Annotated in this window: 14 protein-coding genes and 4 pseudogenes; 15 read left to right on the forward strand and 3 right to left on the reverse strand. The window is 37.4% G+C overall.

Annotated features, from left to right (window positions below; all coding sequences use genetic code 11):
- Positions 1-39 precede the first annotated feature (39 nt).
- The 9 genes and pseudogenes from WKT01_RS06080 (at position 40) to WKT01_RS06125 (ending at position 5,207) form a co-directional block, all read left to right on the forward strand.
- On the forward strand, positions 40-612 hold the full coding sequence (locus tag WKT01_RS06080) for a hypothetical protein (protein WP_059066573.1): 573 nt from the start codon (positions 40-42) through the stop codon (positions 610-612).
- Positions 613-870: 258 nt separating this feature from the next.
- On the forward strand, positions 871-1,749 hold the full coding sequence (locus tag WKT01_RS06085) for a MerR family transcriptional regulator (RefSeq protein WP_059066574.1): 879 nt from the start codon (positions 871-873) through the stop codon (positions 1,747-1,749).
- A 182-nt stretch (positions 1,750-1,931) separates the two neighbouring features.
- Complete coding sequence (locus WKT01_RS06090) at positions 1,932-2,447, forward strand: helix-turn-helix domain-containing protein (protein ID WP_059066575.1); 516 nt, start codon at positions 1,932-1,934, stop codon at positions 2,445-2,447.
- A gap of 133 nt (positions 2,448-2,580) precedes the next feature.
- A pseudogene (locus tag WKT01_RS06095) lies at positions 2,581-2,892 on the forward strand (zinc-ribbon domain-containing protein); the annotation flags it as partial.
- A gap of 241 nt (positions 2,893-3,133) precedes the next feature.
- A pseudogene (locus WKT01_RS06105) lies at positions 3,134-3,929 on the forward strand (TraG/VirB4 family ATPase); the annotation flags it as partial.
- 102 nt (positions 3,930-4,031) lie between these two features.
- Positions 4,032-4,325, forward strand: a complete 294-nt coding sequence (locus tag WKT01_RS06110) for a type II toxin-antitoxin system RelB/DinJ family antitoxin (protein WP_117975731.1) — start codon at positions 4,032-4,034, stop codon at positions 4,323-4,325.
- Positions 4,315-4,629: a type II toxin-antitoxin system RelE/ParE family toxin gene (locus tag WKT01_RS06115; protein WP_117975732.1), complete on the forward strand. Its 315-nt coding sequence runs from the start codon at positions 4,315-4,317 to the stop codon at positions 4,627-4,629. The genes WKT01_RS06110 and WKT01_RS06115 overlap by 11 nt, the downstream gene beginning before the upstream one ends.
- 69 nt (positions 4,630-4,698) lie before the next feature.
- Positions 4,699-4,926 carry a hypothetical protein gene (locus WKT01_RS06120; RefSeq protein ID WP_147337205.1) on the forward strand — a complete coding sequence of 76 codons (228 nt, stop codon included), beginning with the start codon at positions 4,699-4,701 and terminating at the stop codon, positions 4,924-4,926.
- Positions 4,917-5,207 carry a hypothetical protein gene (locus WKT01_RS06125; protein ID WP_117975734.1) on the forward strand — a complete coding sequence of 97 codons (291 nt, stop codon included), beginning with the start codon at positions 4,917-4,919 and terminating at the stop codon, positions 5,205-5,207. The genes WKT01_RS06120 and WKT01_RS06125 overlap by 10 nt, the downstream gene beginning before the upstream one ends.
- Positions 5,208-5,621: 414 nt before the next feature.
- On the opposite strand, the gene WKT01_RS06130 is transcribed toward WKT01_RS06125, so the two are convergent.
- A complete protein-coding gene (locus WKT01_RS06130; RefSeq protein ID WP_117975735.1) occupies positions 5,622-6,101 on the reverse strand; it encodes a hypothetical protein in 480 nt (159 codons plus the stop codon).
- Between the two features lie 192 nt (positions 6,102-6,293).
- Between WKT01_RS06130 and WKT01_RS13745 the strand changes: the two are divergent.
- From WKT01_RS13745 to WKT01_RS06155, 6 genes and pseudogenes are all read left to right on the forward strand, one after another.
- Positions 6,294-6,440 (forward strand): annotated as a pseudogene (locus WKT01_RS13745) (IS30 family transposase); the annotation flags it as partial.
- 45 nt (positions 6,441-6,485) lie between these two features.
- Positions 6,486-6,575: pseudogene (locus WKT01_RS06135) on the forward strand (type II toxin-antitoxin system RelB/DinJ family antitoxin); the annotation flags it as partial.
- A gap of 161 nt (positions 6,576-6,736) precedes the next feature.
- Positions 6,737-9,319 carry an immunoglobulin-like domain-containing protein gene (locus WKT01_RS06140; RefSeq protein WP_340311630.1) on the forward strand — a complete coding sequence of 861 codons (2,583 nt, stop codon included), beginning with the start codon at positions 6,737-6,739 and terminating at the stop codon, positions 9,317-9,319.
- Positions 9,320-9,757: 438 nt separating this feature from the next.
- Entirely contained in the window at positions 9,758-10,087 is a 330-nt protein-coding gene (locus WKT01_RS06145; protein WP_059066597.1) for an HIRAN domain-containing protein, read from the forward strand.
- Positions 10,088-10,325: 238 nt separating this feature from the next.
- Positions 10,326-11,318 carry a helix-turn-helix transcriptional regulator gene (locus tag WKT01_RS06150; RefSeq protein WP_270395893.1) on the forward strand — a complete coding sequence of 331 codons (993 nt, stop codon included), beginning with the start codon at positions 10,326-10,328 and terminating at the stop codon, positions 11,316-11,318.
- A 38-nt stretch (positions 11,319-11,356) separates the two neighbouring features.
- A complete protein-coding gene (locus tag WKT01_RS06155) occupies positions 11,357-11,569 on the forward strand; it encodes a DUF1848 family protein (protein ID WP_408606313.1) in 213 nt (70 codons plus the stop codon).
- Here WKT01_RS06155 and WKT01_RS06160 read toward each other — a convergent pair.
- On the reverse strand, positions 11,562-12,332 hold the full coding sequence (locus tag WKT01_RS06160; RefSeq protein WP_059066600.1) for an HpcH/HpaI aldolase family protein: 771 nt from the start codon (positions 12,330-12,332) through the stop codon (positions 11,562-11,564). The genes WKT01_RS06155 and WKT01_RS06160 overlap by 8 nt on opposite strands.
- Positions 12,333-12,375: 43 nt before the next feature.
- A complete protein-coding gene (locus WKT01_RS06165) occupies positions 12,376-13,113 on the reverse strand; it encodes a helix-turn-helix transcriptional regulator (RefSeq protein WP_270395891.1) in 738 nt (245 codons plus the stop codon).
- Between the last annotated feature and the right edge of the window lie 180 nt (positions 13,114-13,293).

Genomic DNA, 13,293 nt, shown 5'->3' on the forward strand with positions numbered 1-13,293 from the left:
ATATAACGATAAATAAGAATTTGGAAAGGAGCGCTGAATATGGGATTATTTGATAAATTTAAGAAGTCTAATAATAATGTAAATGTATGCAAAAAAGAGTTAGCAACAGGTAGTGGTATGTGGGCACTTTGGGACTATGACACCTATAAAGAAATTGATGACTATGGTAAATGGGAACTATTTTTTTGTGAAAATGATGATATAAAGAAACAAATATCTAAAAATTATTTTGTACCAATATACATATTTGAAGATGGTTGTCGCTCTTTTACATTAAAAATAGATAGAGACTTGACAGAAAGAGAACAACGATATATTTGTGTGCAATCGGAGCCATATTTATTTAATGCAAACGGTAAAATTATCTTGTCAGGAATAGAATATATAAACAAAACTGTTTCAGAAGAAGAAGCAATTATATTAGAAGTTCCCCAAGGACTCTACCAAGTTAATGTTTATCTTTTGTCTTGGGACGAAGAACCTAATGCATATTTGAAAGATGGTTCTATAAATCCTAATGCTCTTTCTGATTTTGTGGTAATTTTAAAATCTAATGCAGATGTAAATAAGATGTATCGTTCGAAGATTAATACTTTTTCAGAAGATGATTAGTATCATATAACATTTAGTAACGCAAAGATTTGAGGTGATTAATACAGACATTAAGTATCTTAATCCGAAGCATTTTTCTAAATGAATTTATAAAGTATTGTAGACTCATTAAAGAATGATATATCTGGAAAATAAAAGATGAGTCTTAGCTGTTAGCATAAAATTGCAGTTTGAATAAGAAAATTGAAAAAGTACGAAAATCTCTTGACCTGTACGCAGCGTACACTCTTATACTATCACCAAAAGGAGGTGTTCCCGATGCTATTGAACGAGATTATAAATGAAGTCGGAATGACAAAGCGTGCAGTTAAGTATTATGAAGAAAAAGGTTTGTTATCAGTAGAGAAAGATAGCAACGGTTACCGCAACTATTCTGTACAAGATGTTGAAACTTTAAAAAAGATTTCAGTATATAGAAAGCTTGGTATTGGTATTAAAGATATACAAAGTCTTTTGGAAAGTGGAGATAAAAGCATTCTTCTTCGTATTTACCAAGAAAAACTGAGGGAAAAGGCTTTACAAGAATCAGAACTTGAAGCTTTGAGAGAATTTATTGATGATGGTAATGCAGATAAAGCAAATGAGTTGCTTGATTACCAGACTGTTGAAAATGCAATTGAGTCTTTGCTGCCGGGAAAAGATTGGGGCATTTACTTAAAAAGTCACTTTAAACCATTTCTTCATATAAGAATAAGAACGCCGGAGCAGAAGCAAGCTCTAAGGAATATATTAGAGTATTGTGATGAAACTACATTGAAAATTCCTTTTATTATGGGAATAGGAGTGAAGCTGGCAGGCGGGATTATTCAAGAAACAAGAACTGCTGATGAGATGATAGCCCATTATCGTGATATGAGTGAAAGCGAATACGAAAGATTAAAAAAAATGGTATGGAAGGGTGCTGAAATGAAAACTGGTATCATGAAATACCATCCCTCGTTTGTCGCACAGAGAAAAATGCAGAAAGAGTTTCAGGATAAAGGATATAATGATATATTCATTCCTAACATGATGGTTCTGTCACCGCAGTATGCAGAATATAAGAAAGCATTAAATAAAGTGAACGATAGAATGTGCAGAGAGCTTGGACTGCACTATGATAGCAATTACAACTTGGCTATAAAAAAGTCCAAGTGAAATTGCTGTATCTAATTATAGAGTAAAAGACTGATGCAATGCAATTTCCAGCTTTACAGAGAGATTGAAAACATGTAAGCGTCTAGATTTTATGCTATAATTACAGATGTTAGTTTGCGTTGCTTGTGGCAACGACTGTTTTGATATTTAATAGATGTATCAAAACAAAGGAGGCACAGGTTATGTTAAATGAAAATATTAGAAATCTGCGAAAAGCAAAAGGGCTTTCACAAGAAGAGCTGGCTATAAAGCTAAATGTAGTAAGGCAAACAGTATCGAAATGGGAAAAAGGATTATCGGTTCCTGATTCAAGTTTGCTTGTCTCATTAGCAGAAGAGTTGGATACTTCTGTAAGTATTTTGCTCGGAGAAACTGTACAGGAAGAAAGTTTGAATGAAGGAAGTTTAAAGAATATTTCTGAAAAACTCGAAGTGATCAATCTTCAGCTTGCAAAAAGAATTGAGATGAGAGCTCCAACAATTCGTTGTCTGCTCATTATAGTGTGTGCGATCATTATAATAGTATTTATTGCTCTTGCAGGTATCAATAGTGAATATTTGACTTGGAATTTTAATGACCCGGAGTTGGCAATTGTAGGTACTCTATTACATGGCTTTGAATTTTTGTTTGTAAGATTGGCGCCATTCGTTTTTATAAGTTCTGTAATTGGAATTATATTCACATATAGAAAACAATAATTTCCAGTTTGTGGAATTGCTCTTTGAGAGAGGAACACCCTTTCTCAAAGAGCTTTTTTATTCACATATTCGCAAACTTGGGGAAATATCCTTTTCTTCATATAATAAAGCCAAAGGAAGGAGAGGATTTGCTATGCGTAATCTTTTGTCAGAAGTACATCCGGAGCTTATTAGAGAATGGTCAGATAAGAACCTACCGCTGACACCTGATAAGGTAACCTTTGGTTCAAATAAAAGAGTTTGGTGGAAAGGTGTTTGTGGTCACGAATGGCAGACAAGCGTTAAGGCTCGTTCAAACGGAGAAAAATGCCCGATATGTTCGGGAGCAAGAGTAGTGAAAGGAATTAACGATTTAGCAACACTGAAGCCGAGCGAGGTTTCAATAGGTTCTCATAAAAAGGTTGTATGGAAAGGAAAATGCGGGCACGAGTGGATAGCCACTATAAAAAGCAGAGCGACATACAGTTATATTTCTGTGCGATACCTGCTGTCTGAAAGATTGAATTTTCTAAGTCCTGTTTCTCTTTTGCTTTATTAAGTGTCTCTTGGTGCTGTGCCTGTCCAAAACGGTTGATGAAAATAAAATCTGTGTATCCGCCAATTGTAACTTCACAGTGAATGCCCAGATCTTTCTGTTTCTGCTTTTCAATTTCAAATGCTTCTCTTACAAAATCGAGCATAGGGACTTAAAGCGTCTGGATTATCAGCAGGAAGAAGGACTTATGAGCAGTCTTTCGCTTGGTGTAAATCATATTCCTATTAAGAGAGCGTTGACAACGACCAGTACAGCTATTTTCGTACCATTTACCACACAGGAATTATTCATGGGCGGTGATTCTTTGTATTATGGATTGAATGCTACCAGCAATAATCTGATCGTGGTAGACAGTAAGGATTATATCAATCCGCTGCCTTCCGCTTGTATATCAGAATTATTTTTCTGATCCCAAACCAGAAAATATGCCGATTCCTGGAGATTTGTATGACTGTCTCCGAAAACAGAAGGAATCCCAGGCACAAAGGATTGTTACAGCTTTGATATCAAGGAACTTGGAAAGAAAATCTACTTGGTACTATATTGATGAATGCCATCTCCTTCTGAAAGAAGAGCAGACCGCAGCTTATTCGGTAGAGATCTTCAAGAAGTTTAGGAAGTGGGGAGGAATTCCGACTGGAATCACGCAGAATATAAAGGACATCCTTTCCAGCCGGGAAATCGAAAATATTTTTGAAAATAGTGATTTTATTTTAATGTTAAATCAGGCTGCAGGTGACCGGCAGATCCTGGCAAAACAATTAAATATCTCACCGTATCAGTTGTCTTATGTTACGAATTCTGGGGAAGGAGAAGGGCTTCTCTTTTATGGGACAACAATCATTCCGTTTAAGGAAAAGTTTGATAAGTCCCTAAAGTTATATTCTCTCATGACAACAAAGCCAGAAGAAGTGGAGCAAAGGGAAAAGGAAGGGAGGATTCATTAGTCAAAATGTGATATAAAAATCAATATAAGTGTCAAATCATTACAAATGCATTGAATTAGAAGTGATTAGGCATTATAATAAAGAAAAACGGAGGTGTGAAATATGTCAAGTACAATACAAATTCGAGTCGATGATGAGTTAAAAACGAAATCCGATCAGCTTTTTAAAGATCTTGGAACAGATACAACTACAGCGATTCGGATGTTTTTAACGCAAGCTGTGGCAAATAATGGTTTTCCATTTGAAATTAAAAGAATAGTACGAAGTCCATATAGTCCTATGACGGAAGAAGAGATTTTAGAAAAACTGGAGAAATCCAGAGAGTCAGCAGCAAAAGGAAATTACAAATCAGCGGAAGTGGCTGTTTCAGAACTGAGGGGAAAATATGGATTATAAGGTTGTTGTTACATCAGATGCAGAAGAAGATTTCGATAGATTTATTCAATATCTTCTCTTTGAAAAGAAAAATGAACAAGCAGCCAGAAATATTCTTGATGATTTTGAAGATACATTAAATTGCTTGAAAAATGTTGCAGGAAGTTTGTCTTTATGTGAGAACCAAAGACTTAGAGCGTTAGGTTATCATAGAATGAATTTTTTAAGACATCGATATTTTATGCTCTATAGAATCGAAGAAAATATGGTGTTCATAGATAACATATTTCATGAACTTCAAGACTACGAAAACAAAATGAAATAAAATCGAGATAACAAAATAAAGGAAAAGTCATTTACTGTAAAAATGTAAATGGCTTTTTTGTTTTTCTCGATGGAAAGGAGAATATATTTTGCAGGAAAAGAATTTGCAGGAAAAGATACGGTCGTGCCCAAAATGACAAGAGACGGCCTGACAGAAGAAAATCTGGCAGATGGCTCCGTAAAAGATATCAGCCATAAAAGCCGGGGCAGACCGCCGGAAATGAAACAGGACTTTGTTTTTGACCGGGAAAAGAAGAAAGCGGAGCTGCCGGATGGACAAGGCGGGGAATGTTATTGATTTTAGGAGTATTCATATCTGTTATAGGAATTGTAAATATAAAAGGAAATATTAGCACAATTCATTCTTACAACAGGCGAAAAGTAAAAGAAGAAGATATACCAAAGTATGGAAAAACGATTGGAATCGGAACACTGATTATAGGAATATCTCTTGTGTTAGGTTTTATCGCTTCGTTTTGGAGCGGAGAAATTATGGGCTTTATCATTCTGCCAGCGGTTATTGTCGGATTGGGGTTGATGCTTTATGGGCAATTCAAATATAACAAGGGTATTTTTTGAGTAGTAGATATAAAATTATATTAGACAAAAAGCAGCATAGAAATGCGGTGTTTTTTATTTTCAGACGGAAAGGAGAGCGAAAAATCATGAAGCAAACAAAATGGTAAGATCCAAAGAAGATTATACGGAACTGACTGCACTTGCAAAGGAAGGAATCTCGAGCCGAGCAGGGTTTAAAAAACTGAGAGGAAGCGGACGGTTATAATAGAAAATCAGTTATATAAAATGGAATTCTAAATTTAATCTTACCGCATATTTTTTACTTTTCCTCATGGTCATGAGGATTTTTTGCTTAAATCCTATCTATATGAACCATTCTGCTTTTTGGCTTTCTACAAGAGTATAGCAGAGGTGATCATACAGCAGGAATCCATTCCCATCATCTTACGTGGCGGGAGGCTTATGATTGCAACTTCAATTCATTTTACATGGATAAAGTCTATATCCATACATCTCACCACTTGTAACTTTTTCACATTCAAAAATTGCTGTATCGGGAGAAAAAGCAGCATATTTTTTTGAATAATTGATATCTTCATATGGATAAATTAGCAATGGCGTTAGTGCTGTATAAGCATTTTTGAATATTTCATCATACACCACTTCATTGTTTAAAACAAAAATCATTCCTGAAGTTAAATCAAGGGAACCTTCATATCGCACCCCTATTGCTTCTTCAATCTCTTTTTGGGTAATAGGATATCTAAAAATCAGTAAGGTATCCCATTCAAACTGTGTAAAATCAGATATTTTTACACAAGTTTTTTCCTGCATATTTTCATCTAAATATGAAAATATGTCCTTTTGTAACGACACATTTTGACTTTTACATCCCCCCAAAATAGTTACTAACATAATAAATAGGCATACTATTTTTATTAACTTTTTAAACATTTTGCTGCCTCCTTAAACCTCATTGCTAGAGAGTTGACGGGTTATTTTTTAAATGATATTGCTTTATATTTGTAAATTCCTCGCTGCTTGATGAAAGGACATTCCATTATTTGAATACCAAGTTCTTGTGCAATGAGATAAGGGGTACGAGTTCCACATCGTCTGCATATTTGCTTGGATTTTATCAGTATGATACATTTTACAGAAACTAGTTTTATATTAGCTTTTTTACGGGGCTTAAATACATCAGCTTCTGTAATTGAAATCGTAAATCTGTTGGACAAAGTCCTTGGAATGAAAACATTCAGTCATTTGTTTCCGGTTATTCTGACAGACAATTATTTCTGAACGTATTATACCATATCGAAATACGAATGAAAATCTGAGGATCTTGGTACAGATACAACTACAGCAATTAGGATGTTTTTAACACAAGCTGTGGCGAATGACGGTTTTCCATTGGAAATCAAAAGAATAGAGGAAATGAATTTTTAAAGAGAGCAATGATATGATAGAAAAAGGCTATAAGATGACAGAAAAGGTTATAAGATGACAGAAAAAGGGGTTTGTTGTCTTGCTTATAGCAATGCAGTATAATAGACGTAGAAAAAGCGAAAAATACGGGAGGGATAACCATGAGGCTGGTCAAAGGGGTAACTGCGGGATTTCTTACGCTGACTATGGCGTTAAGTTTGATGCCGCAGATTGTATTTGCCGAAGAAACAACGGATTCTCATCTTCAATATGATGTGACACAAGAGAGCAGTGGAGAAAAAACAGAAGAGTATGATGTGACACAAGAGGGCGGAGAAACAGATCCGGAAGAGCAGGATGTGACACAAGAGAGCAGTGAAGAAAAAGCAGAGGCTTTGAAATCTGAAGCGATTGGAACGGAGGAAAAGGCTCAGAATCCGCCTGTTGCATATTCTGCAAAAGTAAATACGGCTGCTTCTTGGGGCGATTTGAAAACGGCGATTGAAGGAGCCTCTGTCGATACGACGATTTCAATCAGTGGAAGGATCGTAAAGAGTTCGTCAGATGAAAGAATTACGATTCCGGCCGGCGTAGAAATTACTTTGGCAGGAACAGACGCGATAATCGTGCGTCCGTCAACATCTGACGTGGGAGAATTTTATGTTGGTGACAATGGGCGATTAACATTGCAGGGAAATTATGTAATAGAAGCAGACCAGTATGACCAAGGAAAAGGTACATTAGCTCATGCAAATTTTGTTGAAGTGAGTGAAAATGGGATATTTTCGCTAGACGGCAGTTTGAAAGCCAATACTTCAGATGGCTTTTTTAATGGAAGATATGGCGTAAAAGGTTTGATATATTGCCAAGGTCAAATGCGGATGTCAGAGCAGGCATCTATATCAGGTTGGACGGTTTATGATACAACATCGAGGGCAGACAGCAGAAATGCTGCCGTTGTACTTGATGGCGCCAAAGCAAGCTTTGTCATGGATGGCGGCGAGATCACCGGTAATTATAATGTAGGCTCAAATGCTGTTGCAGGAGCTGCCGTTCAAGTTCATAATGGGGCATCTTTTGTTATGAACAATGGAAATATCCATGATAATGGAGTGATCGCTAAACCCAAAGATAATGTACATTATGGCGCCGGGGTTTTTGTATATGGAGAAAACAGTTCTTTTAAAATGACAGGAGGAGCGATCCAAAGTAATGATGGTATGGTTGGCGCCGGAGTGTATGTCTATGGTTCTTTAAATGGAAAAGCTTCCTTTGAGATGACGGGCGGAAAAATTGATGATAACAGTATCACAAACGTAGGAAAATATGCTTGTGACGGCGGCGGTATCTATGCAAAGTATGCCAAGGTTGATATTTTGGGAAAAGAGAATGCAAAAATAAGCATTTCAAATAATGGAACAAAAGATTTCGGTACGGAATATAATTCTGCACAAAGCAGTGGAGGCGGAATTTATGCAGAAAAAAGTACAGTAAATTTAAATTATGTTGTAATTGATCATAACACTGCATGCGGAAACAATACCCAGGGAGGAGCCGGAATCTGGACAAAAGACAGCGATGTTACCATTAAGGGAGGAAGTATTTCAAACAACCAAGGCGGGAAATATAATCAAAACGTGTATGGAGGCGCATTAAGAATCGAAGGAACTGGAAATGTGCGTGTAGAAGCTGTGACCTTTGAGAATAATCGGGTTTCTCCTGAATCGGATTATCAATGGAATGTCGGGCACGGCGGGGCGATCATGATGAATGGTGAAGATACACTTGTGCTTCAAGATTGTGTCATAAAAGGAAATCATGCAAGTGGTTCCGGCGGCGGTATCTATGCAAATCAAGGCGTGACAGAAATAAAAGGCAGTACGGTGATCGAAGGGAATACCTGCAACAATAATAGAGAGCAATGGAAGGAATGGCTTGGTGAAGCGGTTTGCATTACTTCCATTGCAACAGTAAAGGTTTATGATCAAGTACAGATTGATAAAGAGAATACAGTAGGTTTGGAAAGTGACAGGAATGGAACAGCAGTTCTTACTATGGCAAATGCATATACGGGAATCAGTGAAGAATATCCGGTTGCTATAGAAAGTATGAGCCAAGATGTCGAACAACTTCCAGACACAAAAGGGACACCGTTGGTTGCCTTTTTAGATGAAGCAGGAGGCGAGCAAGGTGCGGCATATGCAGACGAGCATCACCATTTTATCGTAAGTTCTTATATGCCTGCGACATTACATATCGGTCGAAGTGAAGAAAATAAAAATATTTTAACTTATGTTGCAAACCGTGCTCCGGTAATTTACGCGGAAGATAAGACTCTTGCGGTGGGAGATACGTTTAAACCGTTGGAAGGCGTATCGGCAAAAGACGCAGAAGACGGAGATCTTACGTCAGCAATAGAAATTGTGGAGAATGAGGTGGACACAAGCAGATCCGGGGGTTATAAAGTAACATACCAGGTGACAGACAGTAATGGTGTTTCTGTGACGAAGACGATCAAAGTTACTGTAAAAGAAAAAGGTACGTCGACAGTTCCAAATGATCCGGATAAACCAAACAAACCAAATGGGCAGAATACAGCAAATACACCGGGCGATAATAAAACCGAAGCTGCGGGAAGTGTAGCAACGGGGGATCATGCTAATATGACGGTTTGGATCGTGTTACTGGCTATTTCTGGTGTCGGAGCATTTAGTATATATAGAAGAAAACGAAAATCAAATTAATAATATCTTATAAGGACAGCGGTCTAAATATGGGCGCTGTTCTTTTTTAATCTATGTATTTATGTAAAGTTGCAAAAAATAACCAACATTTTTGTTGAAATGGAAAGTGACAGATTGACTGAATTTTTGTTTAAAAATGTAATTAAAGGGATTGTTTGTGTAAAAGAAGGGATTTTTATACCCCACCTATAGATTTAGAATGTAACCATCAAAGAAAACAGAGCATAATTTTTTGAAAAATGGAGGAGATCATAATGAAGGGATTTCATACAGGAGATGGTTACATGGGACTGGTAGAGGGCAGATATATCTTATTTGCCAGCGAAGCGGATTACTATGATTATATGAACGATCGATAAGATTGTGAGTTGAGAAAGATCTGGAATTATCTGAGAAGGTTCGGGTGCGTGAGATTGTAGAAACGAAAGGAGAAACAAGATGAGAAAAGTATTTATCACACTGACAGGAACGAAATACTATTACGGAGCTGATTTTCTGAAAAAAGGAATGAAAATTAAATTGGAGAAAGAACCGGACAATAAGTATGATAAAGAAGCGATTAAAGTGATGTATGACGGGCTTGGAAAGATTGGATATGTGGCGAATAGTTCCTATACAGTCATCGGTGAATCGATGAGCGCCGGCCGCCTGTATGATAAAATTGCAGATACTGCGTATGCAAAAGTGGTATTGGTTACAACATCAGGGATTCTTTGCAAAGTTTGTAAAAAGAGTTTCAAGGACGGACAGGATCTACAATTGGCATAAAGCAGCCGAGCGATCACGTTTCCTTCCATATATGTCCGAAATGTCAGCACGTGCATAGAGGAGTATACATAGATGTAGCTCTTAACTCATACATTTCTTGTATTTGAATTTTATGTAAAGTATAATGTGAGAAAGGGAGTTTCGGAAAAATGCAAAAGATTTTTGTGAAGTAGAGTACCTGAAGAAGATACTGTCCCTACAGAATGAATATACGAGAAGATGAAGGGAGTCAAACACGATGCCCAAGGGAACAAATCAGAAATTTAAGTTATATCGGTTGGCACAGATCATGCAGGAAAATACAGATGATGAACATTATATCACGATGCCGGAAATTAAGGCGGCTTTGGAGGAATATGATGTGACAGCAGACCGAAAGAGTATTTATGCGGATCTGCGAGATTTGCAAGCTCTGGGGGTAGAAGTAGAAGGGGAGTCTGTCGGAAACCGTTATCATTATCATGTAGTGAGCCGCCTGTTTGAATTGCCGGAACTAAAACTTCTGGTGGATGCGATCCAGTCTTCTAAATTCATCACAGAAAAGAAAACGAATGCCTTGATCAAAAAGCTGGAAAAGCTTGTCAGTAAGTATGACGCGCAGAAGCTGCAGAGACAGGTGTATGTATCCGGCAGGATCAAGACGATGAATGAAAGTATCTATTATATAGTGGACGCGATCCATAATGCTATATCGGAGAATAAGAAGATAAAATTCCAGTATTATCAGTGGAATGTAAAAAAGGAAATGGAACTTAGGCATGGCGGGGCATGGTATCATATCAGTCCGTGGGGACTTTCCTGGGATGATGAAAATTATTATCTGGTCGGATATGATACAGAGGCAGAGAAGATTAAACATTACCGGGTGGATAAGATGCTCCATATCAGGATGTCAGACGAAGCAAGGGAAGGCAGAGAACATTTTAAAAAATTAGATATGGCGGATTATGCCAAGAAAAGTTTTGGCATGTTCGGCGGAAAAGAGCAGACTGTAAAACTTCTGGTGGCTAATGCGCTGGCAGGAGTTATCATCGATAGGTTTGGCAAAGAGGTTATGTTGATACCGGCAGATGAAGAATATTTTACTGTCAATGTACATGTCCATGTCAGCAGGCAGTTCCTGGGGTGGGTGTTTTCGCTTGGAAAGAACGTCAAGATCATCGGGCCCGATGAAGTGGTGGAACAGATGAGACAGGAGGTTCAAAGATTAACAGAACAGTATAGTTGTTGACATGGCTCTCTGCGAAAAAGGATAAGGGGCAGAGAGCGGTGTGCGGATGCATAGAAAGTATAGATATAGGAGCTTATAATACGTGTTTAAATGGATGTAAATACTGTTATGCGAATTCTAGTCCGATAACGGTCAAAGAAAACATAGAGAAATATGATCCGCGTTCTCCTCTCCTATGCAGCGACATTACAGAAAAAAACGCTGAAAACATGTCTGTTTTCAGCGCTTTTTTCTGTAACGATCTTAACTGATTTTGATTGAGGTTACGATATCCCTGCATGCGGAATAAAAAATACCTACATCGACAGAGTTAGCGATATATTTTACGCCTAGAGATTTCCAGTAGAGCGCGTCTTTTGATGTATCAACAAAAGTGCCGACAGCAACATTAGCGTTTTTGGCTTTTTCAACAATGAGTTTCATTTGCTCGATCACATTTGGATGATGTACATTTCCAGGCAGTCCAAGTGATTGAGATAAATCATAAGGTCCGATGAAAATAATATCGATCCCGGGGACGGATAATATTTCATCCAAATTTTGGATTCCCTCGATTCCTTCTATTTGCAGGATGATCATTGCTTTATTTGCTTCTTTGAAATATTGAGATTTTTCAAGAGAAGAGTATTCTGCTGCTCTTACGTATCTGCATACGCCTCTATTTCCCTGGGGATAAAATTTGGCATATTGTATGGCTTTTTCTGCTGCTGTTTTATTATTTATCTGTGGGATCTGGATCCCGGCAGCGCCTAAATCCAAAGCTTTGCTTATATATTCTTCGCAGTTATCGGCTACACGTACGATGGGCAGCGTATCTGTACATTCGCACGCACGGATCAGATTGGGAAGGTGTTCATAACTGACCGGGCCATGTTCCATATCGAGTATACAAAAGTCGATTCCGCTTTTTCCAGAACTTTCGATAAATGAACCATCGTTGGTTTTGGAAAAGATACCAATGACGCAATCGGAATCCATTTGTTGCTTAAATGTGCGTATATCTGACAGTTTCATTGAGAAAGCCTCCTTTGCTTAAATGCTAGAGATGGAGAAAAATTTATTCTTCATTAGTTGTTTCCGTGTTTGACTCTTTCCTGATAAGATCTAGGTAATTATAAAGCGTAAATCGTGATATCTTTAAATGTTCACAAATCCGTTCGCTAGATTTGGTCACTAAAAAAGCACCCTTTTGATCTAAATATCTGACAAATTCAATCTTTTCTTCTCGTGAAAGCTCATCTACAGGTTTTCCGGCTCGGTTGTCGGCTTGAGTAATTAAAAATTCCAGGACTTCTGTAATATTATTTGCAAATACTTCTGAATCGGAAGGGGAATCAGAAGGTAAGATATTTGCCGCGGCAGGCTTTTGTGAAGTGGGAAGAATACTTTGGTCAGTATCCTCTTCTATCTCATAGCTATTGTATCGCTTTAAAAATTCTTCTAATCGTACAGTTTCGGTGATGTCGAGATTGATGCATAAGCAGCCAATAACATTACCTTCATCATTTTTGATAAACATAGTAGAGGAACGCAGGATCTTGCCGTCTCTTGTGTATACAACATAATTGTAACGGTCCCCTTCTTGTACGGTGCCGCGAAGGACTTCCAGGCCGAGATTACTTCCGCAGTCTCCTATATTTCTGCCGGTAATATGTCCGTTTCTTATATCGACAATAGTATGATTATAATCTTTTGTCAGATCATGAAGGATTATTTCGCAATTTGAACCAAATTGATGTTCTAACATGGACATAAGACGTTGCCATGTATCCCAATCGTCATAAATAGTCTTCATTATAAAGTTCCATCTCCCTTGTATTAGTTTTGATAATGAAATGTTAGCATATAAAATGTTATCTGTAAAGATGTAATATAACAAAAAGTATGGTTTGTGTGGCTTTTTGATGAAAAAAGAATATAAAAAATGATGAAGCTGACAAAAAATAATGAAAATATTAGATGACAGATGGAGGAA

This window comes from Mediterraneibacter sp. ICN-202921 (genome assembly GCF_037890075.1).
Taxonomy (GTDB): Bacteria; Bacillota; Clostridia; order Lachnospirales; family Lachnospiraceae; genus Mediterraneibacter; species Mediterraneibacter massiliensis.

What these genes read in the sequence shown, in the direction of transcription:
- WKT01_RS06080 (WP_059066573.1), top strand. Translation starts at nt 40, where the DNA reads ATGGGATTATTTGATAAATTTAAGAAGTCTAATAATAATGTAAATGTA.
- WKT01_RS06085 (WP_059066574.1), top strand. Translation starts at nt 871, where the DNA reads ATGCTATTGAACGAGATTATAAATGAAGTCGGAATGACAAAGCGTGCA.
- WKT01_RS06090 (WP_059066575.1), top strand. Translation starts at nt 1,932, where the DNA reads ATGTTAAATGAAAATATTAGAAATCTGCGAAAAGCAAAAGGGCTTTCA.
- WKT01_RS06110 (WP_117975731.1), top strand. Translation starts at nt 4,032, where the DNA reads ATGTCAAGTACAATACAAATTCGAGTCGATGATGAGTTAAAAACGAAA.
- WKT01_RS06115 (WP_117975732.1), top strand. Translation starts at nt 4,315, where the DNA reads ATGGATTATAAGGTTGTTGTTACATCAGATGCAGAAGAAGATTTCGAT.
- WKT01_RS06120 (WP_147337205.1), top strand. Translation starts at nt 4,699, where the DNA reads ATGGAAAGGAGAATATATTTTGCAGGAAAAGAATTTGCAGGAAAAGAT.
- WKT01_RS06125 (WP_117975734.1), top strand. Translation starts at nt 4,917, where the DNA reads ATGTTATTGATTTTAGGAGTATTCATATCTGTTATAGGAATTGTAAAT.
- WKT01_RS06130 (WP_117975735.1), bottom strand. Translation starts at nt 6,101, where the DNA reads ATGTTTAAAAAGTTAATAAAAATAGTATGCCTATTTATTATGTTAGTA.
- WKT01_RS06140 (WP_340311630.1), top strand. Translation starts at nt 6,737, where the DNA reads ATGAGGCTGGTCAAAGGGGTAACTGCGGGATTTCTTACGCTGACTATG.
- WKT01_RS06145 (WP_059066597.1), top strand. Translation starts at nt 9,758, where the DNA reads ATGAGAAAAGTATTTATCACACTGACAGGAACGAAATACTATTACGGA.
- WKT01_RS06150 (WP_270395893.1), top strand. Translation starts at nt 10,326, where the DNA reads ATGCCCAAGGGAACAAATCAGAAATTTAAGTTATATCGGTTGGCACAG.
- WKT01_RS06160 (WP_059066600.1), bottom strand. Translation starts at nt 12,332, where the DNA reads ATGAAACTGTCAGATATACGCACATTTAAGCAACAAATGGATTCCGAT.
- WKT01_RS06165 (WP_270395891.1), bottom strand. Translation starts at nt 13,113, where the DNA reads ATGAAGACTATTTATGACGATTGGGATACATGGCAACGTCTTATGTCC.